Genomic DNA, 26,192 nt, shown 5'->3' with positions numbered 1-26,192 from the left:
CGGTGGAACAGGCGCTTTCCAAACTTGTAATGAAAAAAGAAATGCTGTCCGACTTGCCTGCTTTTCATTGCCCCGCTGGGTATCGGCTTACGTCCTTCCAGCCGGAGGACGAACGAAATTGGGAGGATCTTATCCGTCATTCTTTTACGAGAGAAGTTAAATTCGTAGATAAAATCAGTGATCATGTACCCTTGTATTCGGATCGCTTGTTGTTCATTTGCCGCGGGGATCAGCCTGTAGCGACAGCTACGGCCTGGGAATTAGGCAGTGGAGACCCTAAGAGTTGGTACTTGCATATGGTTGGAGTGCTTCCGGAATATTCTGGCAAAGGCCTCGGTTATGCTGTAAGTCTTGCTGGTTTGCACAAAATAAGAGAATCAGGTGGAGCGGCAACCTCTTTAGAAACCGATGATTTCAGATTGCCCGCCATCCGTATTTATTTGAAATTAGGATTTCAGCCGGTGTACTTAGACGATAGTCATCCTGGAAGGTGGGAACGAATCCTGCAAAGGCTTTGATTTTGATAATGATAAATGCGAGGGATTAGGGGGGCTATACGCCTCCTTATTTCATTCCTGCACCTACTGAAGGAGCTTGATTCAATAATTAACTTGTCGTTAGATCGTATTGCTGCTATAGTCATACTGACTTATTAAACGCGTTTAATAAGTCAGTATGACTATAGGTGAGAGGATGGGAGAGCCATGGCGAGTGAGAAACGACTTCCTTCACAGCAAATGAAATCTGAAATTATCCGAAATATTCGAACAGCATTATTAGAACTAGGAAAAGCAACGAAGGCAGAGTTAAGCCATAAATTGCAATACAGTTTCCCAACGATAAGCAAATTTCTAATGCAGATGGAAGAGGCAGGGGAAATAACGGTCAGCGGTCTGGATGAGTCAAGTGGGGGAAGAAGGGCAATAAGATACACCTATAATCCGAATTATCGGTTAGGGATGGCTGTTTTTTTGGAAAAAAATGAAACCAATTATACCATCTATAATTGCATTGGTGAGGTAATCAAAGAAGGGAGTTTGCCCAGTATTCTTGAGGAAGATGTTAGTAAACTGGTCATGCTTATTGAAGATGAAAAAAAGGCCAATCCTAAAATCCAATCTGTGGCTATTGGAGTTCCAGGTGCGGTGAATCATGGGCAGATTTTTCTGATTCCGGGTTATGAGAAATATCAGAATTTAGATTTGAAAAGACACATAGAAGATCAACTATCTATTCCGACAATCGTGGAAAATGATATGAATGCCGCTGTAATCGGCTATATGACGCAACGAAATTTGAAAGAGAATATATCTCTAATGTATCTGTATTTAGGGAAAAATGGTCCGGGGGCTGGGATCGCGGTCAATGGTGAAATCGTGCGAGGAAAGACGTTTTTTTCAGGAGAAGTTCAATTTTTGCCACAGTATGATCATAAAAATTTCATAGAGGCATTAACTGGAGATCCTGGTGGATCAAATATGCAATCGAATCATAGTGTGGATGCGATTAGTCGATTAGTGGCTACTATGACTTCTATTTTGAATCCGCATTATATTATTTTTTGTGAGGATGAATTAGCTCCAGCCATGCTTAATCAAATCTATGAACGGAGTGCAACATACGTTCCGAAGGAGCATCTTCCAGCGTTAGCGGTAAGTAACTTGAAACGTGATTATCTGAATGGATTACAAAGTCTTGGATTAGGCTTATTAGTTTCACAACAAATAGATGAGAACAATTAAGGAGATAACTATGGCAACTTTTTTTCTTATTATTATTTATTTAGCATTTATTAGTTTAGGCTTGCCGGATTCATTGCTTGGCTCCGCTTGGCCAGTGATGAGAATGGACTTAAATGCTTCATTAGGTACTGCTGGAATTCTTTCGATGGTTATTGCAGTAGGGACAATTGTGTCCAGTTTAATGAGTGGTGTTATCCTTAAACGTTTTGGTACAGGGAAAGTAACTCTTATTAGCTGTATCATGACTGCTGTAGCGTTGCTTGGTTTTGCAGGGTCACCTTCGTTAGTCTGGTTAATTATTGCTGCAATTCCACTTGGTTTAGGTGCGGGATCTGTAGATGCCGGATTAAATAGTTATGTGGCTACGCATTATAAAGCCCATCATATGAGTTGGTTACACTGTTTCTGGGGAGTGGGCGCCACGCTGGGTCCTATTATTATGGGCTCTTTTATTTCTGGAGAAGGTCTATGGCGGCAAGGTTATCTTACGGTTGCTTACATACAATTGAGCTTAGTCATTATTCTATTCGTTACACTGCCTTTATGGGATAGAGTGGCTGGGAGCAATAACCACCCGAATGCTGAAAGTGATCCTGAGTTCAATCATCCGGAGCTAGAGCATGCCGCAGAGAACACAAAACCATGGAAATTAAGAGGGGTAAAGCTAGCAATGTTAACCTTTTTATTTTATTCTGCCATCGAAACGAGTATGGGCTTATGGGGGAGCAGCTTTCTTGTAAACATTAAAGACATTCCTGCATCAACTGCAGCGACATGGGTATCATTTTTTTATCTAGGGATTACCTTTGGTAGAATGGTGACGGGTTTCATTACTTTTAAAATGAGTAATAAACAGCTAATTCGATATGGCCAGCTCATTGCTTTAATCGGTACGGTGCTGTTAGTATTGCCGCTTCCAACTACAGTTTCACTTGTAGGATTTATGATTATAGGTTTAGGGTTAGCCCCTATTTTTCCGTGTATGCTACATGAAACCCCTGTACGATTCGGGAAGAAACATGCTCAGTCGATTATGGGCTTTCAGATGGCAACAGCTTATACCGGCACCACGCTGATGCCGCCTTTTATCGGCTTATTAGCTTCGAAATTCACGCTGGGTATTTTTCCTGCGATGATCGTTTTTTTCGCCATCGTTATGCTCTTGTGTACAGAAAAGCTTAATCAATACTCAGCAAAAGTAAATGTCGGTTAAATTTGAATTGAATATATTACGGACTAACCCTTCATATATATAGCTATAGGAGGGGGGAGCTGTAAATGTGGTTGTTAATTATTATAGGTGTTGGATGTCTCTCCGGTTTTATATTGTTTAGAAAGAATATATTGGCCGCCGATCACGAACATGTTCAAGGACCGGAGAAATTGTCTATCATTATCCCCGCAAGAAATGAAGAATACAATTTGCGTTTTCTGCTCGACTCACTCCAGCTCCAAACCATTACCCCCTATGAAATTATTGTTGTGGATGATTTCTCGGAGGATCGGACCAAGGAAATTGCCGAAAGCTATGGAGTTAAGGTTATTGCCAACAGCAGTCTCCCTGAGGGATGGACGGGCAAGAGCTGGGCAATCTGGAATGGGTATTTACAAGCCTCGGGCGATATTTTTGCTTTCTTGGATGCAGATATCCGGTTAAAGCCTAACGCTCTGGCCTCATTATTAAAAGCAAGGGAGCTATCGAAAGGTGTCATTTCGGTAGTTCCTTTTCATCATACAGAAAAGCTGTTTGAGAAACTTGCCTTAATCATGAATATGCTGGGGATCTTCACATTCACCTCTGTTTTTGAAAAGAATAACGCTAAAAAAGGATTATACGGTTCGTGTATTCTAGCTTTAAGGCAGGATTATGAAAAAGTTAATGGCCATCAAAGCATTAGATCTGAAGTGCTGGATGATTTGTCTTTAGGAGAGAAGTTTATCGCTGCAGGTGTTCCCATTAGAAATTTTATCGGTTATGGCTTAGTATCTTTTCGTATGTATCCGAAGGGGATAAAAAGTGAGATTGAAGGCTTCAGTAAAGGGGCTGTCTTAAGCACCTCAACGATAAGTCCGCGGACAATTATTCCAATCGCGCTTTGGGTGATCGGACTCATCATCTCAGAAACTGTGTTTATTTTTGCGAATACTACCTGGTTTATGCCTTTATTGATCGGTTATCTCCTTTATATGTTCCAGCTCTTTTATTTTATAAAATATGTAGGTGTATTTGGCATCGTTATTCCTGTATTTCACGTGGTGGCAACTGTTTTCTTTATCTTGATCATGCTGTATTCGATTTATCAGGTTGTTTTTCTGAGGCATGTAAGCTGGAAAGGAAGGCATATCCAGGTGGGAGGCCCTAGGGACTAATGATCATATTGTGGGTCGCGGGTTTATTTTTGTCGGGATCTCTTATGTTTTCCTATTGGCTTGGTCTTGCGCGTAAAAAGAACTTGAAAGACATTGGCGACGGTAATCCGGGGGCTTTGAATCTATGGAAGTCATCTGGCTATAAATTCGGAATTTTTGGGGTATTGTTGGATTTTTTAAAAGGATATTTGCCTCTTTTATGGGTAATGGAAAGTCATTATAGTCAGGGTTATTTCATTATTCCGCTAGCCTTAGCTCCTATTGCCGGTCATGCCTTCTCTCCATTTCTTAAAGGAAAAGGAGGGAAGGCGATTGCCGTAACCTTTGGGGTATGGAGCGCGTTGACAGGATTCAAGGCCTCTTTAACATTAGCAGTTATCCTGGCAGTGTTGAAAGTGCTCGGCAGCGGGTACAAAAGCAGAGGGAATTCACCTGTCTCGGATGGTGTGCAAGTGGTTAGCGGAATGCTGCTCCTTTTTGTTTATTTGTGCATCAGTAAGTGGTCTGCTCCTATCCTGTGGGTATGGTTTGGGAGCTTTGTGATCCTTATGTATACGCACAGGTTAGAATGGATTGCATGGGTGAAGGAATATTCAAAAAGGGAGCGGGGGCATTGAAGTTACTTTCTTTGTCGCGATAGATGTTTTGTATAGGTTAATAAACAGGTTTCCAGCGATTAATTTCGGGGAAGCCTGTTTTTTTCGGTTTTATAAGATGCGTTATCTTTAAATAGAAGATTTTATAATGGCTAAAGTTGGTGCATTTTAGTATCTTTAATTATAAATGCTTTCAATTTAGAAAGTTACAGAGATAGGGTTATGAACTAAAGGGGGGCTTGTGATGAAGATCGGCGGCAGAGTAAGAAATGGAGGCACATGGTTTACCCATCTGATTTTTTCATTCACATTATTAGCCGTTGTTTTAATCGGACTTGTGGGCAGTTATCTGTATGTTCAGGCTAATCGCTTAATGGTGGATGAGATTGCCAGAGACAGTAAGCAACGACTGATGACTTCAAGTGATTTTGTGGAGAATACGCTGCTGCAAAAATACGAAAACAGTATCCGCAACCGAGCAGTGTCTACCTTGTCGTTAGAAAATCAGTCTATGCTGAATTATTTACTGGACAGTGAATGGGAAGGCAATACGAGCAGAATATTAGCTTTTCGCAAGGATCTCGAAATTTTCAAGCTTACTAATGAAGGCGTTTACAAAATATCCACATACTTCGAGAAAGGAAATTATATCATCGATAACAGCCAATTTTATTCGAAGCTGGACAATTCTCCAGATGCTTCCTTCTTGAAAACTTCAGTGACACCAGCCTTAAACCGCTGGACATATAGAACGTTATCGGATGAAGAAGAGGTGTTGACTTACGCAATCGCCCTTCCCTATGGTGCTTTATCAAAAACATCAACAGGCACCATGTACATTGACGTTAGCTTAGAATACATCAATAAAATGATTTCCAGCACGATGAGCTCGCCGATGGAAAAGCTATATGCTTTTGATGAAAAGGGCAGCCCTATTATCCATACGGGCTCGAACGTCGAAGAGGGGCTTAAGACTGCTAAGCAATGGATGAAGTCAGCAGGGAATAATAAGGAAATTCATTATAATAAACGCGACAAATATGTGTTGTCTTTTAAAAATGACCAAACCTCGAATAATCAATGGAAATACGTATTAATACGGCCTATGAATTCATTTGTATCCTCATCAAAGCAGCTGAAGAGCCAAATATTTGTCAGCTGTATCCTGGTATTGTTAATTGGGCTTCTATTCGCTTATTTGATTTCCAAACGTGTATATGTTCCGATGAAGAAGCTTGTTAACAATGTTCGCAGCTTTTATCATCCAGGCACCGTAAACTATTCGCAAAATGAATTCGCTATTATTGGTAGTACAATCTCAAAGCTAGGTCAAAAAATCGAAACCTTAGAATCTAAAGCTAAAGTGAATGAACTAAAAAATCTGGTATTAGGTGCAGGCGTTGGCTCGGATTACTACGATTATTTACCTTTGCAATGTCATTACATGACTAGCTATATTCGTATAACTAAGGGAGATTGCGAGGAATTCAGGGCTTTTTATGAACAGCATGCTGCCTATAGCTTTTATAAATTCGTCAGCTTAAATACCCAGGAAGCGGCGCTTATCTATTTCAGTGAGTTGAATAAGGATCACGAAGAGCTGGAGCTTTTATTATTGAAGGAACTGGAGCTTATAAAAAATGTGTTGCCTGAGCAACTACACTTTGGAGCAGCGCTTGGATCGAAGGTTCAGGCACCTGAAGAAATCCCCTTTTCGTATCAAAATGCCTTACATGCCTATCGATATCGGTTTATCTATGGTTCGGAAGCTATTGCGCGGTATTCACATATCCCGCTTAACGATGTTACGCCACACTTATTCTCTTTTGATCTTTATAAAAATGCCTTAAAGGCGGGCAATGACGTTACGATGAACAGGTTTATGGACGATTTCCAAAGGGTCATGGAGAAAGGTGATGTCCAATTGGAGACGGTTGAGTTAGGCCTGCTTCAGTTGGTTACGGTCCTGTATCAGACCATTATTGAGCTTGATCTGCAACAAATCGTTTCGCCTTCCAGTCTGTTCGATGAGTTCAAAAAGGAGACGTTGTCCGAAACCCTTGATTCCATTCGTGATTTATCGGCACAAATTACAGCTTATATTCAAGAGTCAGGAAATCACGCACATACAGAGATCATTCATAAATTAAAAATCTTTATCGATGATAATATTCAAGAGGATTTATCGCTAAATAAATTATCTGAGGTTGCTTCGTTGGCGCCATCGTATATTTCTACCTTGTTCGGAACCGTTATGAATGAATCGTTCACTGAATATGTAACCCGAGTGCGGTTGGAGAAGGCGGCTGATTTATTAAGAGAAAAAAAGCAGCTGTCCGTGGCTGAGATTTCTGCTCAGGTGGGTTATCGTAACCCGCAATATTTTCACAACAAATTCAAAACACGTTACGGAGTTACACCGGTCCAGTATAGGAACGCAGGCAATGCAAACCATTCGAACCATTCAAGTGCATAATTCTCCAATCCATGTGGAAAAGGCAATCGTCTCGCGATTGTCTTTTCTTTTGTTCGAAAAATTATAGCCCCAATACGAAGATAATTTACTGATTTTAATGAATTTACAATATAAAAAGCGCTTACAATGCCCTAACGTAAGGGGTGTTCAGACACAGTCTTAACGCAAAATCGTATTCGGAAGGAGAAAACAACTATGAACCCGGCAAGCACTGCTGGCATTCAAAAACAGGGAGAGAATCTTAAGCCGAAAGTCTCGAGGTGGACACATACTTGGCGCCAATACAAAAAAAACAAATATTTATTCTTATTACTAGCTCCCGTGATCATCTGGTATACCGTATTTGCTTATGGCCCGATGTATGGCATTCAACTGGCCTTTAAAGATTATTTTATTCGTGATGGAATTTGGGGAAGTCCTTGGGTCGGCTTAAAGCATTTCGAATACTTGTTCACAGCTTCACCCGACTTTTGGAAAATCATTAAGAACACGCTTATTATCAGTTTTTACCATATTATTTTTGGTTTTCCTGCACCGATCATATTGGCGCTGTTATTTAACGAACTTAGGTTTTCCTTCTTCAAGAAGGTTGCACAGACGATATCCTATTTACCCCATTTCTTATCCTGGATCGTTATAGGGGGGATATTGATCACTTTGTTATCTCCGAATTCCGGTGTGGTCAATTATATTATTCAGTGGCTCGGCTTTGATCCCATTTACTTTTTAGGCAGCGAGAAATATTTCCGCTTTACGCTCGTTATGTCAGGAATATGGAAGGAAATCGGCTGGGGAACGATTATATACTTAGCTGCATTAGCAAGCATCGATTCCCAAATGTACGAAGCTGCAGTTCTGGACGGAGCCAATCGCTGGAAACAAACGTTATTTATCACCATTCCTTCGATCCTGCCGGTGATTGCTATTCTGCTTATTCTTCGGGTAGGGAGTGTGCTGGATGCTGGCTTCGATCAAGTCTTAACACTTTATTCACCAGCTGTATATGGGGTGGCGGATACGTTAGATACTTATGTGTACCGGATAGGTCTGCAAAACTTTCAGTTCAGTCTAACGACGGCTGTTGGATTATTTAAAAATGTGGTGGGTCTTATCCTGGTGTTATTTGCTAACTTCATAACGAAAAAAATGGGGCAGGAAGGTCTTTATTAATGAATGAATGTAAGGAAGGAGTAACTACAATTGAAGCTATCCACTGGTGAAAAAGTATTCCAAGTCTTTCTAATCCTATTTGTAATCATTCTTTGTATTACGATGATTTATCCCTTCTTGCATGTGCTCTCTATATCGTTTAGCACCCCTGCGGAAGCCCTTCGGCCGGGAATTCATTTCTATCCCAAAGAAGTTTCCTTCTTTGCTTGGAAGCGTGTACTGACAACAGATACGGTCTGGCAAACGATGGGGAATACGGTTTTCCGCACAGTTGTAGGAACAGTTCTGACACTCGTGTTTCTGTCACTGGGAGCATATCCGCTATCTCGTAAATATTTGCCGCACCGGGGATTTTATACAATGTTCATTGTCGTAACGATGTTTTTTGGCGGCGGGCTTATCCCTACCTATCTGCTAATCAAAAGTCTGGGACTTATAAATTCGTTATGGGTTTATATTGTCCCCGGCCTGCTCAGCACGTTTAATCTTCTGCTCCTGCGAAATTTCTTTATGGGTATACCGGAGGAACTGGAGGATTCAGCTAAAATAGATGGGGCTAATGATATGCGGATCTTATTTACGATTGTTATTCCGCTGTCGAAGCCTGTTCTAGCAACATTAGCCCTATGGACTGCAGTAGGGCACTGGAACGCTTGGTTTGATGCAATGTTGTATATGCAGGATCAATCAAAGATTGTACTGCAGCTTTTCTTAAGACGGCTTGTTATTTCAGCCGAAGGAGATCCGATGTTACCACTTCCTACCAATGAGCAGGCTCCTGAAATGGTCAAAGCGGCGATTATTATGTTTACAGCGCTGCCTATATTAATGATCTATCCATTCCTGCAACGTTTCTTCGTCAAAGGAATTATGGTTGGATCACTTAAGGGTTAGAAGGCTCAGAACGGTTTAAACAGTCCGCTATATCCGCGGGTTGTCTAAATATATAGATGAACAAAAAAAGGGAGGAAATAAAAGAATATGAGGCATACATCCAAGAAATGGTTGGAAATTGCTGCGATAGCCCTATCGGCTTCACTTGTCATGAGTGGTTGCGGCGGGAATGCGGCGAATAATAACACTAACGAAACGAAGCCGACGAATCAAGGTCAAGGGGGGGCATCAGCAGCTGAAGCTCCGATTGAAATTATTTGGGCGAACAACTTTAATACGCCAGAAGAAGACGGTAACTATGTGCAAACCGAGCTCGAGAAGAAATTTAATGTGAAAATCAAAAATATTAAATTGGAACGTGGAACTTGGAAAGAACAATTTTCAGTGCTTCTAGCTTCTGGAGATATTCCTGATATCTTCCCGGTCGATGCAAACGAAACGGATATGGTGCAATGGGCAGATCAAGGGATTATTGCGACGATTGATAAGGCTGAAATTGAATCCCTGATGCCGAAATATGCAGCAGCATTGGATTCGGTTGATTCCGGGGCATGGGGCGTAGGCTTATACAACGAAAAAAACTGGGGGATCCCGAAAATTTGGCCAGGTGGTCTTGATGGATTTATTCCGGGCTATAATGAAGCCTGGCTGAAAAATATTGGCTACTCAGAACCACCCAAGACATTGGAAGAGCTTGAGGATGTACTCACCAAATTTGTTAATGAAGATCCGGACAAAAATGGGAAGAAGGATACTTACGGTTTAATCGGCCGCGGCAAGCTTCCAGAGCAATTGTTCACAAGTGTCTTCTCAGCATTTGCTGTTTCCCCTTATCAGTTCAAAAAGGATGCTTCCGGGAACGTAGTTTATGGAGGCATTACAGAAGAGACGCGATCAGCATTGGCGTTATTGAGCAAATGGTACAAAGCAGGTCTGATTGATCCTGAATTCATAACTAGTGATAATAACGAAATCAATATTAAATTTGCTGACCAAAAAGTGGGTATGGTGGATAACGGGAAGTGGGGCAATTTTTATAAAGAATCTGGGTTTGTCGCAAAACCTGGTCTAGAGAAAGGTCAAATATTCGTGCCTGGCAAGCCGTTTACAGCTCCAGATGGCGTTGCTTATTCTTTCGCGTATGGTGCAAGACAGGCGCCAGTATTGTTCGGTGTTCAACTCGAAAAGGATGAGAAGAAACGTCATAAGATTATGGAAATTCTCGAATATGTGTCTACGGATTCCGAAGGTTTTCTGCTGACAGGTTTCGGTCAATTGGGTGTGAGCTATGATATGGAAGGGGACCTTGCCATTCCAAAAGCGGATGAAGAGGTTAGTGCTCCGAAGATGGGAGCAGGTAATTTCTATAATCCACTTAGCTCCACAGACACTTCAATGGAAAAACATACGGTAAAACAAGAATTGCTAGATTTGAGAGACAAGATCACTCCAGGTGTTACACCATTGCTAGATGTACTGGGACCAGCGGTATTAACAAGCAAACCCAAGTATTGGGGCAATCTGAAGACGTTGCAAGATACGTTTGTTATCAAAGCAATTACAGGAGAAGCGAACACGGGTAAAGATTTTGATAATTTCAAGGATAGCTGGCTAAAGGCCGGAGGTCAGGAAGTAACGGATGAGGTAAATAAAGTGCTGGCAGATCGTAAATAGCAGCGTTCGCTGATTAGTACTGGATGATAGGCTGGAGCAAAAGCTTGCTCCAGCCTATTTATTAAACCCTTAAGTGAGTTGATTCTAAGATAACGGAGGTAGAAATGAGCGAATTAATTATTTATGAGCAGCCGAATGAAGCCCTGGGGAAAGACGATTTTACAGTGAGTGTACGAGAGCCTGGTGGGTTATGGCAAGCACTGTTTGTTTTTGAAGCAAAGGTGGATATGCATCAGGTTCGATCGACATCGATGGTTTATTTTGATATGGAAGGCACGGTGGAGGTCTCTGTTCATTGTAATAACCGGCAGATTGAACAAGCGGTTATTCGCCCTTTGGCAACCCATATTCCCTTTCAAATCGAAGAGAATACCCTTTTGTTCACATTGGAGCACCCGTGTAAGCTTTCCATTGAAATCAATCGAGAACGTTTTAGTAACTTGCATCTTTTTGCCAACCCCTTGGAGACAGCCCCACCTAAACTTGACGATGATAATGTAGTGCTTGTCCAACCAGGAATACATCAATTTGCGGCTATCGCAGAACAAGCTCAGCATTTGTCAGAAAGGGCTAATGGGGAGCGTCAGACGATATATTTTATGCCCGGGCTTCATCAATTCGAGAATCCAATGCTGCATATCCCTTCTGGGACCACAGTTTATATTGCCGGAGGCGCGCTCCTTTGCGGATCCATAATGATTGACCATGCTGAGAATGTTGTTGTTCGCGGCAGAGGTGTTCTGTATTTGGCGGATATGGAGAAAACCACTTATTTAAGAGGCGTTCAAATCCAGCATTCTGAACAGGTTGAGATCGAAGGGATCATCACGCTTGATCCTCCGCATTACAGTATATATATCGGAGCGTCTAAGCATATCCGCATTCATAACTTCAAAGCTTTCAGTACACGCGGCTGGTGTGATGGAATTGATATGATGGCTAGCTCAAATGTGGATATTAAAGATGTGTTCTTGAGAACTTCTGATGATTGCATTGCCATATACGGCAGCCGTGGAGAGTATTATGGAGACTCACGCCATATCACGGTTAAAGATTCCATACTCTGGGCGGACGTTGCTCATGCCATGCATGTCGGTATTCATGGTGATCACCAACATAATGGCGATATTATAGAAAATATTTGGTTTGAAAATATCGATGTGCTTGAGCATCACGAGCCGCAGGAAAATTATTGGGGGGTTATGGCAATCTGTGCAGGGGACAACAATACCGTTCGTAAGGTTACTTTCAAAAATATCCGGGTGGAGGATTTTGAACTGGGGCAGCTGTTTGATGTCCGCGTGGTGTGGAATAAAACCTATAATCCGGTGCCAGGACGATGTATCGAAAATATAGAGTTTAGCGATATCACCTACAATGGGAAGAATATCAATCCTTCCCGGATATTCGGCTATGACGAGGAAAGAGGTGTGAAGGATATTTATTTTTATAATCTTCAGATTAATGGAGAGGTTATTGTCGACCTGAATAACAAACATTTTGTAGTGAATGAATTTGCCAGCGGTTTTTATTTGCATTAAATCAGAGGATGTAAATGAATGGAGGAGAACAATGAATTCATTTAAAGAGCTACTCTTTGGAAAATCGCTTAAACGTATTGTTAGGATCACAGTTTCCTTAAGTTTGTTGGTAACGCTAGTGCCTTTATCGGCAGAAGGAGCCGCAGTAGAATCGACAGAGCTGTCGATAATTACGGATTACCAACCTACCATTAATGAGGTTATAGATGAAAGCGGATTCAAACATCCGGGTGTTGGCCTGACTAAGGAAATTCTTGAGAATATTAGGACACAGGTACGGGCGCAAAAAGAACCCTGGATCACTTACTATAATCAGATGCTTCTCTCTCCGGCAGCTTCAAGGACGGTCACTTCCAACAATCAAAGTGGTGCGGATCCGTTGAAACCAGCGAGCGATGCTTTTAATAGCCAGGGCTTTAATTCAAGATTTATAGCGGATGGTTTGAAGGCTTATACACAAGCTCTATTGTATGTAATATCGGGTGATGAGGTTTACAGAGCCAATGCCATGCATATTATCCGGATTTGGTCACAGATGGACCCTGAGAAATACGTGTATTTTAATGATGCACATATTCATACAGGAATTCCACTTAATCGAATGGTTACTGCGGCGGAAATCTTAAGGTACACAAGTGCTCAAACTGAAGAGCTGAAATGGACGGAAAAAGATGTCGCTGATTTTACGAATAATCTTATTAATCCGGTTATTGAAACGTTCCAACACACAAATGATCGTTTTATGAACCAGCATCTTTATCCGCTGCTTGGAGCTATGTCAGGTTATATTTTTACAGGAAATACAGAGAGGTACAATGAGGGAGTTGAATGGTTTACCGTCAATAAAACCGCTGTCGATCAGGGGCAAAATGGCGCGATAAAAGCTTTATTCAGATGGGTTGATAGAAATATTGTAACAGGGGAAAAAGTTAATCCACCCGTAGTTCAGCATGTTGAAATGGGCAGAGATCAGGCGCATGGCGCTGGGGATATAACGAATGTAGAGATTTTATCACGTTTATTATTGGCTCAGGAAACAAAGGTAGATCCGGTAGAGGGGACTGTTTCTAGTGCGCCAAATGCGGTGGGTCCGTATGAATTTCTAGATCAACGGATTTTAAAAGCTGCCGACTACTTTGCTCAGTATATGATTGGCCATGATACACCCTGGATTCCAGTGGCGGCACATACAGATGTAAATGGAAATCCAACGATTATCTATAAACACTTGGCTGGCGGTTACAGGGGGAGAATTGGCGGTAATGTCTATGACCTTTATTATTATTATAAATATACAGCTGGAATAAATATGGAGGTTGAAGCTCCTTATTTTAGCGAGATGTTTGCTAAGCGATTGCCTTTCTATTGGGAGTCTCCGGATGGAGGCGGGGATTATTGGCTGTACATTCCTAAAGAAGCAGAGGGCGAGGGTATGCTCAATTTGCCAAAGGTGATAACGAATCCAGATTTGAGAGAACTAGAAGACCGGTACACGAAGCTTGATGGTCACTCCACCACAAAACAAGAAGGAGACACTACTTACGTTGAAATTACCGCTACAGATGAGGGCAGTAAAATTGCTTTTGTGGGTGCAAGCAGTGGCGAACGAATCATTGCTTTTAAGATTCGGACTAAAGGCATAGCAACCATGGAGGTGTTTGGCGATACCGTTACGCTGCCTGATACAAAGGGGCAATGGAGGTATATTCAGTATGAGTTCAATGAGTTCCAAGGCTTCAGCGATCTTGTCTATTTTAATGTAAAAGGAAATGGAACAACAGTCGATATTGACCATATTAATTTAAAAGCTGGGGCACAGCTTACCCCTCCAGTATTTACATCAGGAAAGGCACCAGTATCTTTATTTACCTATGAGGGATCTACAGCTGCAATTCAATTTGATTTCTCTGCGACAGACGCAGGTGCAACGGATGTTGTTACCTATCAAGCGGATCAGTTACCTGAGGGTGCAGTGTTCAATGAGACTTCAGGTGTTTTCTCTTGGTCTGGAGCACATGCGGGAACCTACTCCTTTGTAGTGAGTGCCGCAGATGGAACTTCGGTTACAGCCAAGGATGTTAGTGTTGTAGTAGCGAATGATCGGCAATCTGCCGTCAACGCCGTCATTTCTCCTTATCATGTTGATGTGCCTTACATTTCGGCAACGTTAGCTTACTATAAGCAAGTGCACGCTGAGGTAATGGATGTAATTACTACTGCCACTGACGAGGTCTTCTATCAGAAGTTATTTGACCTGAATCTCGCAGTGCAAAGTCTTAAAGAATTGACGCCATTAATGAAAGATGGAAGTGTTAATTTTACGAATTTGTTTGTTAGCTCAACCTTTGGTAACGCTGTCCCGAACCTGCTGGACAACACAAATGATAGTTTTGTGGGGTATTATACAGCGCAGGATCGGGCGCATTACATGGATTTAGGACCGGATTTTCAAATATCAGCAGAAAGCTTTGAGCTTCAGGTAAGAGCTAGTTTTCCGGAGAGAATTGGTGGCGTTGCAATGTTCGGATCGAATGACAAAGAAAATTGGACCCGCTTAACCCCCGGCTTGACAACAGTTACTGAAGAGATGCAGAGACTTGAGGTTCAAGCAGGCCTGGAGCATGAAAAATTCCGATTTTTGAAAATGGAAATGATAAAGCCTTCGAGTACTATGCTGGAAATTGCTGAATTTAGAATCTTTGGCCAGCGGTATGAGACAGTAAATCAATTAGAGTCCGTGTCCATTCACTCGGATCAAAGCTTAAGAAATCGAATTATACCAGGGGATACGATTCAAGTATCCTTTAAGTCTACAGAAATGATCCATAATGCCACGGCCCATATACAGGGTCAATCTGTTGCAGTCAGTTCTGTGGACAATATCAACTGGACAGCTAAGCTTGTGGTGAATGAATATGTTCCATCAGGTATTGTGAAATTTAAGATCAATTATAAAACGGCAGCTGGAGCGGATGCAGTAGAGACTATTTTTACAACAGATGGTTCTACTTTATTCATTGCAGATCAGACGGGACTTGTCGCTAATGTGCTTGAGATAGCAAACCTAATCGATTCCAGTGGAAGAAATCCGGCTGATCTTTTGGCAACAGCAAAAGTTTTATTTGATAATCATTTAGGTTCCATCACTGATTTTCGTTTAAATGGCAGTGGTTATGGTGCATATCTAACCTTTGACTTTAAAGAAGGCGGCCAGGCATTGCTGTCTAGGGTAGAAGTAATCGGAAGGCAAGATAATTATGCGGGCAGAATTAATGGAACAGTGGTGCAAGGCTCCAACGACAATGTGACGTGGATTACGATCTCTAATGTAGCAGGAAATACGCCGGAATGGCAGACGTTGACGATTAACAGCACAGAACCCTATCGTTATATCCGCATCACCAATGGAAACAACTGGTATGGAAACATGGCTGAACTACGTTTGTATGGTGATGTTACAATCAATTCAAAGCTTGATGCGGTGTCCATTAGCTCCGACCAAAGTATCCAGAAACGAATTGTGCCTGGGGACACGGTGAAATTGTCTTTTAAAGCAAGCGATGCAATTAACCAAGTGAATGTCATTATTCAGGATCAAGTCGCAACCGTTGCTACTGTCGATAAGATCAATTGGACGGCTGAAGCGGTCATGGGCAATAAGGCACAACCTGGACTTGTGAACTTTAGTATTAAATACAAGTCAAAGGAGGGAATCGAGGGGCCGGAAAAAACATCAACTACAGATGGTTCCTCTCTGTACATTCCCGATGAGACTGAGTTGATTAGTAATGTGCTTGCGATTACTAATTTTAGTGATTCCAGTGGGAGAACACCCACCGATCTCAGGAATGTTGTGGGATCATTATTCGATGGAAATGCAGGCACAATTACGGATTTTCGGGTAAATGGCAGTGGATATGGAGGATTTATAACGTTTGATTTTAAAGAAGGGAATAGGGTCCAGCTGTCCAAGGCAGAGGTGCTTTCCAGGCAAGATAATTATTTTACACGAATTAATGGGACTGTGGTTCAGGGTTCGAATGATCATACAAGCTGGACGACAATCTCCTCTCCTGCAGGAAAAACGATGGATTGGCAGACCTTAAGTATTAGTAACGCAGAAGCCTATCGTTATATCCGGATCTATAATAGTAGTAATTGGTTTGGTAACATGGCGGAATTACGCTTTTATGGCGTAGTGAAAGGGGCGGACCCAACAGCTCCGGTGACAACGGATGATGCGCCACAAGGTTGGACCAACAAGGATACGTTGGTAACCTTCACAGCTACAGATGCGGGCTCTGGTGTTGCGGCAACCTATTTCACAGTAAACGATGGCGAGCAGCAAACCGGGAATTCAGTTATTTTGTCCAATGAAGGAACACATAAGTTAGTTTATTGGAGCGTTGATAGAGAGGGTAATGTGGAACAGCCGCAGAAGACTGCTGTGGTGAAGATTGATCGGACCGCACCACAGGTAGTAATTAAAGGAGAGAGTTCCTATACCATAGAGCAGACATTAAACATCACCTGTAGTGCAGCTGATACTGTATCAGGCATTACTTATTCGCCATGTGATTCAACGCTCGCAGATGTTAAAGCGTATACGCTGGAAGCGGGAACTCATAGTGTAACTGCGAAAGCCGAGGATGCGGCGGGCAATGTCGGGCTGGCAGAGCATTCGTATAGTGTATATGCGACATTTGACAGCTTGTCGGCATTATCCGAAAATTTTGCAGCTGAGACGGGTGCTCCAGATTTAGAAAACGTAACCAACTCACTTAAGCAGCAGCTGGCGATCGCCAAAGAAAAAGCTCAGCAGCATGCTGGCGCAGAAGTTCACAGCTTGCTGGAAGCTTTTAATAGTGAAGTGAATCTCCAGAGCAATCAGGTGTTCACTTCTGAGCAGGCAGAGGTTCTAGTCCGTTGGTCACAATGGCTCCAGAGTACAACTCCGCTTGCTGGTGGAGCCCCTGGAAAGCCAGTGTTATCTGACAATAATGGGCACGACACCGGGCTTCGAGATGGCAGCTATGCCGTCACGATGAATCTTTGGTGGGGGAACAACGGTACCGAGTTTAAGCTCTATGAAAACGATGTACTGATCAGTACCCAGATGCTGACGGACAGCTCACCGAATGCACAAGCCATGAGTACGGATATTGTGGGCAAATCAAATGGAACCTACACGTACACGTGCGAGCTAGTCAACAGCTTCGGTTCGACTGCCTGCGATCCGCTAATCCTTACTGTTACAGATGCAGCGCCGGGCAAGCCTATAGTATCCCACGACAACTGGAGTGGGGATGGAACTTACGACGTTGTGATGAATATGTGGTGGGGAACCAATGGTACTGAGTACCGTTTGTATGAGAATGGAGAAGTAGTCGACACACAGACACTAAGCACGGCTACCCCTGCGGCTCAGATGACAGTTACGAAACTTAAAGATAAGACACCAGGTGTATATGAATACTACGCGGTATTAGTCAATGCATCAGGCGAGACATCTAGCGAGAAAATCACAGTAACTGTCAAGCCAAGAAACTGACCATAGAGCTGATGTAATAGAAGGCCCCTTCTTCGGGATGAACGAGGGAGGGTTTTTTTTATAGCAGTTAAAGGATACTATTGAGGGATTGAGACGTTGAATAACGAACGGAGAATTAGGGAAATCTGTAAATTGACATAACACCTATAGGTGTTATAATGAAAAGCGAACCCAAAAGGTGTTATATTAAATGAATGCTGGAGGCTATTTATTATGCAAACTCAAGAACCCTTACAAGAAATTCGTCAAACGATTTTACTAAATGCGCCAATAGAAAAGGTTTGGAAAGCTGTTGCCACGGCAGAAGGAATGGCAGCCTGGTGGATGCCTAGTACATTTGAGCCTGTTGTTGGGCATGAATTCATCCTGCATGCTGGACAATTCGGAGATTCTCCTTGTAAAGTAACTGAAGTTGATCCTCCGAATCGTGTTGGTTTTAATTGGGGGAAGGATTGGCATCTTGCTTTTGAACTGAAAGAAATCGAAGGGAAAACGGAATTTACCTTGATTCATTCTGGATGGGACCCTGAAAAAGTTACTGAATTTGGACAACCACATCCAATCGTACGCGGCTTTATGAATAGCGGCTGGGAAAAAATCGTCCAAGAAAAACTTCCTGCTTATATCGAGGCTTAATATGCCGGTTGCTGAAGCAGGACATGATGTATTTCAAGCGATAGCAGATCCTACCCGACGCAGTCTGCTAAAGCTGCTCGCTAATAAGGAAATGTCTATAGCATCTATTACGGATTGCTACCCGATCAGCCGAACCGCTGTTAATAAGCATTTACAGGTATTGTCCGATGCGCAGCTTGTTAGCAGTCAGAAAGTCGGACGGGAGACCCGGTATAAGCTTCAGCCAGAACCTTTGCTGGAGCTGCAAGATTGGCTTGCCTTTTTTGAAGGTTACTGGGCTAATAAATTGTTTGCGCTTAAAGAATATGTTGAGGCTGACTCAGATGAGAAGTGATAAACCGGGTGGCGTGAGATCGCGCTCCCCGGTTTTTTGTGTTGTTTAAATTCAGTTTATAAAAGGGAGTTACCATCACAATACAAACTAAAACGTTGGAGGAATTGTAATGGTAAATGAACGCAAAAAAATAATTGAGCCCAACCCTGGAGATTGGGCCGTCGAAGCGCGTGGGCTCGTCAAAACGTTTGGTGACAATCGCGCAGTTGATGGAGTAAATCTGAACGTTAAGGCAGGCACGATTTTCGGCGTTCTCGGTCCCAATGGGGCAGGAAAGACGACGGTAATTCGGATGCTGGCTACGTTACTTCGTCCGGATGCGGGGTCGGCGCGAATCTTCGGGCATGATGTGGTAAAGGAGTCGCAGATTGTCCGGCAATTGATAGGGGTTACGGGACAATATGCTTCTGTGGATGAGTCACTTAGTGCTACAGAGAATCTGATTATCTTTTCACGTCTTTTAGGGTTAGGGCGGGCAGAGGCGCGGCAAAAGGCAGCGGAGTTGTTAGAAGAGTTTGGTCTGACGGAGGCGGCGAAACGGCCGCTTCGAAATTTCTCTGGCGGTATGCGCCGACGTCTGGATCTTGCAGCGAGTCTGATTGCCCAGCCCCCGCTTATCTTTTTGGATGAACCAACAACAGGTCTGGACCCACGGACACGTTCGCAAATGTGGGATACCATTCGTCGGTTGGTGAACACAGGATCAACAGTGCTGTTAACTACACAGTATCTTGAGGAAGCCGATCAGCTGGCAGATCGCATTGCAGTTATTGATCATGGCCATGTCGTTGCAGAAGGCACCGTGGATGAGCTAAAAGCTTCAGTGGGCACCACCTCGCTGCACTTAAAAGTCCAAAATCTTAAAGATATCGCTCAAGCGCGCCGGATTGTGGAACATGTGCTGCATATCCAGTCTATTGTGCCGAATGAGGCTGGAAAAATTACTGCACCGATGGCGAATGCTGATTTAGTCACTGATTTGCTTATTGCACTCCGCGAAGCGGGGATTCCACTCGCAGAGATGAGTGTGCAGAAACCGACGCTTGATGAAGTGTTTTTGACGATCACTGGCCATGGAGTTACGGATGAGGCGTCCCAAGCGTCACAAGAATCAATGAATAAGGAGGCAGCAAGAGCATGAGTATGAGAACTTCTACTATTAGTCCAGGTGCGACCCGACAATTGAAAAACCATACGAGCTTCAAGCAATCTGTTCGTAACTCGTTAACGATGGCTTATCGCGGGATATTGAAAATCCGTCGCACACCCGAGCAATTGTTCGACGTAACGCTGCAGCCAATTATTTTCACATTAATGTTTACTTATATTTTTGGTGGAGCCATATCAGGAGATGTAGTGAGCTATTTGCCCGTTATTATTCCTGGTATTCTAGTGCAGACTGTAATTACGACCTCCATCGTCACTGGTGTCCAACTGCGGGAAGACATGGATAAAGGGGTGTTTGACCGCTTTAAGTCATTGCCGATTGCCCGTATAGCCCCATTAGCCGGAGCTTTGTTGGCAGATACGATTCGATATACGATCGCTACTGTGCTTACTTTTGTCATGGGCTATATTATGGGTTACCGACCTGATGGCGGTCTGGAGCATGTCGCAATTGCTGCGCTTTTGGTTATTGTCTGCTCCTGGTCGATTAGCTGGATTTTCGCTTTCTTTGGTGTGATTGCGCGAACCGCTTCCAGCGTACAAGGGATATCAATGATTGTGTTGTTCCCACTCACGTTTCTATCCAACGCCTTCGTGCCTGTAGATACGATGCCTAACTGGCTGCAATGGTTTGTCAAAGTCAATCCAATCTCGCATCTTGTGTCAGCTGTCCGTGAGCTTGCTAACTCTGGAACCGTAGGTTGGGATTTCGCTATTTCACTTATCGGAGCCGCTGTGATTGTTGCGGTTTTTGCACCTATCACTGTGCGTGCATATATGCGCCGGACATAATTAGAGAGATGAAGAAGCGGCAGAAATGCCGTTTTTTTTGTGTTTTTTTAGCATGTTAAAAAAGCCGTGATCTAAGGATATCCCAAGATTACGGCTTGAATTTGTTGAGTAGGGACTTGCAAAGAGGCCTTTTTAGAATTAATAATCTTTTTTAAAGAAAGTATGAATTAAATTGGAAACCGATCTATCATACAATATTTTAGCCGTTTCCTCGTTTTGAATATGTCCCCCTAAATGCAGATGAATGACGCCATGCAATGACGCCCACACCAGGTTCACAACAAGCAGAGGGTCTTTTTCGTTAATAAATCCTTGTTCGATGGCTTCTGTAATAAGGGCTATCACTTGTTGTAGTGCCGTAAAGATAGCATGTAAGCTTTCCTCCTCCGGTTTGAATTCGCTAAAGGCTCCTCCGAACATAACCATATAATAGCTAGTATGATTCCGTGAGAAATCCCAATAAGCTTGTCCAAGCTCGCGAAGATATAAATTTAGATTGTCTTGTTTTGGAACCGCTTGAAAGGCAGCAGCCAACAATTTACACCCTTGCAGAAAAAGCTCCTTCGCTAAACCTTCCTTGTTTCCAAACAAGTTATAAATGATTTTTGTGGGACATTCCATTTTTTCAGCAACCTTACGGATGGTTACACCTTCGGGTCCGGATTCATGCATAATGGCCGCAGCGGCTTCGATAATGTTCAGTCTTAATATTTCCGCATGCCGTTGCTTTGCTTTTGGGTAGGTTGTAACGGATTCAGCATCTATAGAAGATATTTTGGACGATTTTTGCATGTAGTTTCACTTCCTTAGAACTTTACTTTAGCTTTTTTTAGATAGCCGTTATTTCTAACCCTTATTTTACTGATGTAGAAGAGAAATAGCCAATAATTAAATGTGTAGAACTTTATTTGACAACACAACCTCACTTGGATACAATGATTCTTATTGAAACACTGTTTCTAAATGGTCGTTAAAGGGAGAGAGGATAGCAATGATTACAATTCAAAATAAATGGACGTTGATTACCGGAGCTTCTTCGGGTATAGGTGAAGCGTTTGCTCGAGAACTTGCAGCCAAAGGAAGTCACTTAATTTTAGTCGCCCGTTCTGAAGATAAACTGATTGCTTTAGCGGAAAAATTAAAACGAGAATTTCAAATTCAAGCGGAGGTTCTAGTTGCTGATTTATCTCAAGAAGGTTCCCCTGACAGGCTCTATCAACAATGTGTAGAACGTGGCTTGAACGTTGATATTCTTATTAATAATGCAGGTTTTGCTACGCATGGGCTTTTTGAACAACTATCTGGTTCGAGACAACATGAAGAAGTGATGCTAAATGTTTTGGCGGTTGTAGATCTGACCCATTTGTTTTTGCCAGAGATGTTAAATAGAAAAAGTGGAGTGATTATAAACGTTGCATCAACAGCTGCATTTCAACCTCTCCCTAATATGGCTGTATATGGAGCGACAAAAGCTTTTGTATTATCATTTACTCAAGCGCTATGGGAGGAAAATCGGAAACGGGGCGTACAATTTCTTGCGTTATGTCCGGGGTCTACGGAAACAGAATTTTTTAATGTCGTGGGAGCAGATGAGGCTTCGGTAGGCAAACGAGACACGCCAGAAAATGTCGTTCAAGTGGCTCTTCGGTCGCTTCAGGCTAAAAAAGTATTTGCTGTCCCAGGATTTACAAACTATATTTCTGCTCAAATGTCACGTTTTTTTACACGTAAACAAATGCTTTATTTTGTTGGACGTATGCTCCGTACACGACATTAATAGGTCAACGTATTCAAGTTGGTGTATTCCTTAGCAATGATTAACTATTTATTAATTATCAAAAAAACAACAAGGCAGCGGTTTTCCTCATAATTGGAGAACCGCTGTTTTGTGTTTTGACTTGCTGACTTTGACTCCGTTCGCTTGAATTTACATCAACAACATCAACATCAACAAAATCAACATCAACATCAACATCAACATCAACATCAACATCAACATCAACATCATCCAACATCACTATCAACATCAACATCAACATCGTCAACATCACCAACATCATCAACATCAACATTCGACATCTAAATCTCAATCACACCGCCGACTCATAATCATACATTGTGGTACGGACCCAGATGATGTTATTAGCATGTTTTTCGCAGTTCTAGCGTAGTTTCGGACTCCAGTGCAGCTATTCCCTAGAAGTGGGCTCGAATATGGTGATTTGTGCGCCAATAGGTGCATTGGGGTCCGATAGGATCAGAAAAGTGGGGAATTTCTGCGAATAAGGTCAACTGAGTCCGATAGTATCTCGTCCAGGGTAATTAACTAACTAATGTATTAAGGTTCAATAAAAAGGAAAACAAACCAGCGTTGGTTTGTTGCTTCAATAGATAATGGGGCAAGCAAGGCTAACGGACCCCAATGACACTATTAGTATGTTTTTCGCAGTTCTAGCGTAGTTTCGGACTCCAGTGCAGCTATTCCCTAGAAAGGGCCCTAAATATGATGTTTTGTGCGCCAATAGGTGCATTGGGGTCCGATAGGATCAGCAAAATGGGGAATTTCTGCGAATAAGGTCAACTGAGTCCGATAGTAGCTCGTCCGGCAAAGTAAGGGGAAGTAAACACCTATGTTCTTGCAGTCAGCCTTATTGTATTAAGGTTCAATAAAAAGGAAAACAAACCAGCGTTGGTTTGTTGCTTCAATAGATAATGGGGCAAGGAAGGCTAACGGACCCCAATGACACTATTAGTATGTTTTTCGCAGTTCCAGCGCAGTTTCGGACTCCAGTGCAGCTATTCCCTAGAAAGGGCCCTAAATATGATGTTTTGTGCGCCAATAGGTGCATTGGGGTCCGATAGGATCAGCAAAATGGGGAATTTCTGCGAATAAGGTCAACTGAGTCCGATAGTAGCTCGTCCGGCAAAGTAAGGGGAAGTAAACACCTATGTTCTTGCAGTCAACCTTATTGTATTAAGGTTCAATAAAAAGGAAAACAAACCAGCGTTGGTTTGTTGCTTCAATAGATAATGGGGCAAGTAAGGCTAACGGACCCCAATGACACTATTAGTATGTTTTTCGCAGTTCTAGCGTAGTTTCGGACTCCAGTGCAGCTATTCCCTAGAAAGGGCCCTAAATATGATGTTTTGTGCGCCAATAGGTGCATTGGAGTCCGATAGGATCAGCAAAATGGGGAATTTCTGCGAATAAGGTCAACTGAGTCCGATAGTATCTCGTCCAGGGTAATTAACTAACTAATGTATTAAGGTTCAATAAAAAGGAAAACAAACCAGCGTTGGTTTGTTGCTTCAATAGATAATGGGGCAAGCAAGTCTAACGGACCCCAATGACGTTATTAGTATGTTTTTCGCAGTTCTAGCGTAGTTTCGGACTCCAGTGCAGCTATTCCCTAGAAAGGGCCCTAAATATGATGTTTTGTGCGCCAATAGGTGCATTGGGGTCCGATAGAACCTGAAAAGTAGTAAAATGCCTCGAATAACGCCAACTGAGTCCGATAGTACCTCATCCGCCAAACTAAGAGTAGGTAAACGTCACCGTCTATGCAAACAGCCTACTAGTAAACACCCCGCCCTCGCAAACAGCCTACTAGTAAACACCATCGTCCCCGCAAACACTACTGGCCTGCACCTTCGTATACCTAACCTCATATTGGAAGCTACGTCATGCGCAGACAGCAATTGTGATTTAATCAAGGAAGGTTCGGTCCTCAAATTATGTTAGCCTATTTTTCCATTAACTACTTCATCTGTCGTAGTAATTATGTTATACTGCAACTACTACGACAGATGAAGTAATCATGGGGGGATATTTTTGATCAGCAGTGATGTTATACGCGGCTACAATGATACGATGATCCTCTACATGCTGCTGGACGGGGAATCTTACGGGTACGAGATTTCCAAAAATATCAGGCAGTTAACACAGGAGAAATATGTTATGAAAGAGACAACATTATATTCTGCCTTCACCCGACTGGAGAAAAACGGGTACATAGAATCCTTTTATCTGGATGAGAGTCTTGGCAAGCGGCGTACGTATTACCGGATTACCCCTTTGGGTCTCGCCTATTACCGAGAAAAATGTGAGGAATGGAAGGTTACACAGCAAGTTGTAAACCAATTTATCAAGGAGTGGTGATAGAGCATGGAGACGATCATAGTATATCTGGATAATATGTTTGCGGGTCTGCCAAAGACTCCGGAACTGGAACATCTGAAGCAAGAGCTGCTATCAGGGATGGAGGAGAAGTACCTGGAGCTGAAGCTTGCTGGCAAGTCGGAGAATGAGGCGATTGGTATCGTCATATCGGAATTCGGCAATATTGAAGAGCTGACAGCGGAGCTTGGCATCGATCCAGTTGCGCCAGAACAGGCTATTCCGGTGCTGACGGAAGAAGAGGTTTACGCTTATGCGGCGGCCAGACGAAGCGCTGGATTATGGACGGGGATCGGCGTTTTTCTCTGCGCATGCGGAGTGGCGTTTTTGATCACCCTGGATACAATATTTGAAAATAAGGCTGTTATGAGTGATAAAGGTTCGATGCTGGGGCTGGTCGGAATGTTCGTGCTGGTCGCTATCGCGGTCGGGATGTTTATACACAGCGGAATGAAGCTGGATCGCTTTAAGAGTCTGGAGCAAGGCTTTCAGCTGCCTTATGCTCTAAAAATGGCGCTTCAACGCAGCCAAAGTCTTTATGCTCCGACTTACCGTCTTTCTCTGATTACAGGAGTCTGCCTATGCGTGCTGTCGCCGGCTTTTATCTTTACCACTAGCTATGTCAACGATGACTATGCTCCCTATGGAGTCGCTGCTTTTCTGTTTATTGCAGCTGTGGCGGTGTTTTTGTTCATCTATTACGGGAATATCCAGGGTACTTATACGAAGTTGCTGGAGGAGCCGAATATCACTGCAGAGAAGCAGGAAGAGAACCGATTTGTTGGAGTTGTTGGGGCTGTATTATGGCCTTTGGCGACGGCGATTTTTCTGTTCACGGGTTTTGTCTATGGGCGCTGGGACGTCAATTGGGCAGTATTCCCAATTGCTGGAGTTCTATCCGGCATGTTAAGCAATGTTCATCATGTTCTGAAACGTAAAGATATCTCCTGATGGTGTTAACTGCACTTGTACATTCCTGAACTAGATAGATTATATGTAAGGTATTCTACCAGTTGATTTTGCTGGAAGAATGCCTTTTTTTGTTGGATTTTAACAGGTGAGCTAAATGAGC

20 protein-coding genes are annotated in these 26,192 nt (G+C 42.8%); 18 read left to right on the top strand and 2 right to left on the bottom strand.

The genetic code is table 11. The annotated features are described in order from the left end of the window. Positions 1 to 2: 2 nt before the first annotated feature. The 15 genes from MHI25_RS18470 (at position 3) to MHI25_RS18400 (ending at position 20,943) form a co-directional block, all read left to right on the top strand. Positions 3 to 518, top strand: a complete 516-nt coding sequence (locus MHI25_RS18470; RefSeq protein WP_256716521.1) for a GNAT family N-acetyltransferase — start codon at positions 3 to 5, stop codon at positions 516 to 518. 186 nt (positions 519 to 704) lie between these two features. Continuing rightward, positions 705 to 1,742, top strand: coding sequence for an ROK family protein (locus tag MHI25_RS18465; RefSeq protein ID WP_076190984.1), 1,038 nt, complete (start codon positions 705 to 707; stop codon positions 1,740 to 1,742). A 10-nt stretch (positions 1,743 to 1,752) separates the two neighbouring features. After that, complete coding sequence (locus MHI25_RS18460; protein WP_340393888.1) at positions 1,753 to 2,955, top strand: MFS transporter; 1,203 nt, start codon at positions 1,753 to 1,755, stop codon at positions 2,953 to 2,955. 65 nt (positions 2,956 to 3,020) lie between these two features. Continuing rightward, positions 3,021 to 4,112 (top strand): glycosyltransferase family 2 protein, encoded by a 1,092-nt coding sequence (locus MHI25_RS18455; RefSeq protein WP_340393887.1) that lies wholly within the window; start codon positions 3,021 to 3,023, stop codon positions 4,110 to 4,112. Then, on the top strand, positions 4,112 to 4,729 hold the full coding sequence (locus MHI25_RS18450) for a glycerol-3-phosphate acyltransferase (RefSeq protein WP_340393886.1): 618 nt from the start codon (positions 4,112 to 4,114) through the stop codon (positions 4,727 to 4,729). Before MHI25_RS18455 ends, MHI25_RS18450 begins: the two co-directional genes overlap by 1 nt. Before the next feature lie 223 nt (positions 4,730 to 4,952). Beyond that, positions 4,953 to 7,184 carry a helix-turn-helix domain-containing protein gene (locus MHI25_RS18445; RefSeq protein ID WP_076304443.1) on the top strand — a complete coding sequence of 744 codons (2,232 nt, stop codon included), beginning with the start codon at positions 4,953 to 4,955 and terminating at the stop codon, positions 7,182 to 7,184. Between the two features lie 195 nt (positions 7,185 to 7,379). Next, the gene (locus MHI25_RS18440; RefSeq protein WP_076129849.1) at positions 7,380 to 8,354 is read left to right on the top strand and encodes an ABC transporter permease subunit; all 975 of its coding nucleotides are present in this window, start codon (positions 7,380 to 7,382) and stop codon (positions 8,352 to 8,354) included. Between the two features lie 30 nt (positions 8,355 to 8,384). Continuing rightward, entirely contained in the window at positions 8,385 to 9,248 is an 864-nt protein-coding gene (locus tag MHI25_RS18435) for a carbohydrate ABC transporter permease (protein WP_076129850.1), read from the top strand. A gap of 87 nt (positions 9,249 to 9,335) precedes the next feature. After that, positions 9,336 to 10,922 carry an extracellular solute-binding protein gene (locus MHI25_RS18430; RefSeq protein ID WP_076129851.1) on the top strand — a complete coding sequence of 529 codons (1,587 nt, stop codon included), beginning with the start codon at positions 9,336 to 9,338 and terminating at the stop codon, positions 10,920 to 10,922. A gap of 104 nt (positions 10,923 to 11,026) precedes the next feature. Continuing rightward, positions 11,027 to 12,463: a glycosyl hydrolase family 28 protein gene (locus MHI25_RS18425; protein WP_340393885.1), complete on the top strand. Its 1,437-nt coding sequence runs from the start codon at positions 11,027 to 11,029 to the stop codon at positions 12,461 to 12,463. A 31-nt stretch (positions 12,464 to 12,494) separates the two neighbouring features. Beyond that, complete coding sequence (locus MHI25_RS18420) at positions 12,495 to 18,014, top strand: discoidin domain-containing protein (protein ID WP_340393884.1); 5,520 nt, start codon at positions 12,495 to 12,497, stop codon at positions 18,012 to 18,014. 213 nt (positions 18,015 to 18,227) lie between these two features. Continuing rightward, positions 18,228 to 18,650: an SRPBCC domain-containing protein gene (locus MHI25_RS18415; protein ID WP_076129854.1), complete on the top strand. Its 423-nt coding sequence runs from the start codon at positions 18,228 to 18,230 to the stop codon at positions 18,648 to 18,650. Between the two features lies 1 nt (position 18,651). Next, the gene (locus tag MHI25_RS18410; protein ID WP_038571799.1) at positions 18,652 to 18,984 is read left to right on the top strand and encodes a metalloregulator ArsR/SmtB family transcription factor; all 333 of its coding nucleotides are present in this window, start codon (positions 18,652 to 18,654) and stop codon (positions 18,982 to 18,984) included. 109 nt (positions 18,985 to 19,093) lie between these two features. Continuing rightward, the gene (locus MHI25_RS18405) at positions 19,094 to 20,125 is read left to right on the top strand and encodes an ATP-binding cassette domain-containing protein (RefSeq protein ID WP_340393882.1); all 1,032 of its coding nucleotides are present in this window, start codon (positions 19,094 to 19,096) and stop codon (positions 20,123 to 20,125) included. 2 nt (positions 20,126 to 20,127) lie between these two features. Beyond that, the gene (locus tag MHI25_RS18400) at positions 20,128 to 20,943 is read left to right on the top strand and encodes an ABC transporter permease (protein WP_076129863.1); all 816 of its coding nucleotides are present in this window, start codon (positions 20,128 to 20,130) and stop codon (positions 20,941 to 20,943) included. Positions 20,944 to 21,081: 138 nt separating this feature from the next. Here the strand turns inward: MHI25_RS18400 and MHI25_RS18395 are convergent, their stop codons facing one another. Then, a complete protein-coding gene (locus tag MHI25_RS18395) occupies positions 21,082 to 21,735 on the bottom strand; it encodes a TetR/AcrR family transcriptional regulator (protein ID WP_076129856.1) in 654 nt (217 codons plus the stop codon). 199 nt (positions 21,736 to 21,934) lie between these two features. On the opposite strand from MHI25_RS18395, the gene MHI25_RS18390 reads away from it, so the two are divergent. Beyond that, positions 21,935 to 22,720, top strand: a complete 786-nt coding sequence (locus tag MHI25_RS18390; protein WP_076280118.1) for an SDR family oxidoreductase — start codon at positions 21,935 to 21,937, stop codon at positions 22,718 to 22,720. 58 nt (positions 22,721 to 22,778) lie between these two features. Here MHI25_RS18390 and MHI25_RS18385 read toward each other — a convergent pair whose 3' ends face one another. Further along, positions 22,779 to 22,982, bottom strand: a complete 204-nt coding sequence (locus MHI25_RS18385; protein WP_340393881.1) for a hypothetical protein — start codon at positions 22,980 to 22,982, stop codon at positions 22,779 to 22,781. Between the two features lie 1,793 nt (positions 22,983 to 24,775). Between MHI25_RS18385 and MHI25_RS18380 the strand changes: the two genes are divergently transcribed. After that, positions 24,776 to 25,102 carry a PadR family transcriptional regulator gene (locus tag MHI25_RS18380; protein ID WP_076129753.1) on the top strand — a complete coding sequence of 109 codons (327 nt, stop codon included), beginning with the start codon at positions 24,776 to 24,778 and terminating at the stop codon, positions 25,100 to 25,102. Between the two features lie 6 nt (positions 25,103 to 25,108). After that, entirely contained in the window at positions 25,109 to 26,071 is a 963-nt protein-coding gene (locus MHI25_RS18375) for a permease prefix domain 1-containing protein (RefSeq protein ID WP_076129752.1), read from the top strand. The last annotated feature ends 121 nt before the right edge of the window (positions 26,072 to 26,192 follow it).

Origin of the sequence: Paenibacillus sp. FSL E2-0177, from assembly GCF_037992975.1 — a bacterium.
GTDB classification, from domain to species: domain Bacteria; phylum Bacillota; class Bacilli; order Paenibacillales; family Paenibacillaceae; genus Paenibacillus_AQ; species Paenibacillus_AQ odorifer.
The sequence above is the reverse complement of the archived record's forward strand: the minus strand, read 5'-3'. Positions and strand labels throughout refer to the sequence as shown.

What these genes read in the sequence shown, in the direction of transcription:
- MHI25_RS18390 (WP_076280118.1), top strand. Translation starts at nt 21,935, where the DNA reads ATGATTACAATTCAAAATAAATGGACGTTGATTACCGGAGCTTCTTCG.
- MHI25_RS18445 (WP_076304443.1), top strand. Translation starts at nt 4,953, where the DNA reads ATGAAGATCGGCGGCAGAGTAAGAAATGGAGGCACATGGTTTACCCAT.
- MHI25_RS18395 (WP_076129856.1), bottom strand. Translation starts at nt 21,735, where the DNA reads ATGCAAAAATCGTCCAAAATATCTTCTATAGATGCTGAATCCGTTACA.
- MHI25_RS18420 (WP_340393884.1), top strand. Translation starts at nt 12,495, where the DNA reads ATGAATTCATTTAAAGAGCTACTCTTTGGAAAATCGCTTAAACGTATT.
- MHI25_RS18460 (WP_340393888.1), top strand. Translation starts at nt 1,753, where the DNA reads ATGGCAACTTTTTTTCTTATTATTATTTATTTAGCATTTATTAGTTTA.
- MHI25_RS18385 (WP_340393881.1), bottom strand. Translation starts at nt 22,982, where the DNA reads ATGTTGATGTTGATGTTGATAGTGATGTTGGATGATGTTGATGTTGAT.
- MHI25_RS18430 (WP_076129851.1), top strand. Translation starts at nt 9,336, where the DNA reads ATGAGGCATACATCCAAGAAATGGTTGGAAATTGCTGCGATAGCCCTA.
- MHI25_RS18400 (WP_076129863.1), top strand. Translation starts at nt 20,128, where the DNA reads ATGAGAACTTCTACTATTAGTCCAGGTGCGACCCGACAATTGAAAAAC.
- MHI25_RS18425 (WP_340393885.1), top strand. Translation starts at nt 11,027, where the DNA reads ATGAGCGAATTAATTATTTATGAGCAGCCGAATGAAGCCCTGGGGAAA.
- MHI25_RS18405 (WP_340393882.1), top strand. Translation starts at nt 19,094, where the DNA reads ATGGTAAATGAACGCAAAAAAATAATTGAGCCCAACCCTGGAGATTGG.
- MHI25_RS18415 (WP_076129854.1), top strand. Translation starts at nt 18,228, where the DNA reads ATGCAAACTCAAGAACCCTTACAAGAAATTCGTCAAACGATTTTACTA.
- MHI25_RS18465 (WP_076190984.1), top strand. Translation starts at nt 705, where the DNA reads ATGGCGAGTGAGAAACGACTTCCTTCACAGCAAATGAAATCTGAAATT.
- MHI25_RS18375 (WP_076129752.1), top strand. Translation starts at nt 25,109, where the DNA reads ATGGAGACGATCATAGTATATCTGGATAATATGTTTGCGGGTCTGCCA.
- MHI25_RS18455 (WP_340393887.1), top strand. Translation starts at nt 3,021, where the DNA reads ATGTGGTTGTTAATTATTATAGGTGTTGGATGTCTCTCCGGTTTTATA.
- MHI25_RS18440 (WP_076129849.1), top strand. Translation starts at nt 7,380, where the DNA reads ATGAACCCGGCAAGCACTGCTGGCATTCAAAAACAGGGAGAGAATCTT.
- MHI25_RS18410 (WP_038571799.1), top strand. Translation starts at nt 18,652, where the DNA reads ATGCCGGTTGCTGAAGCAGGACATGATGTATTTCAAGCGATAGCAGAT.
- MHI25_RS18450 (WP_340393886.1), top strand. Translation starts at nt 4,112, where the DNA reads ATGATCATATTGTGGGTCGCGGGTTTATTTTTGTCGGGATCTCTTATG.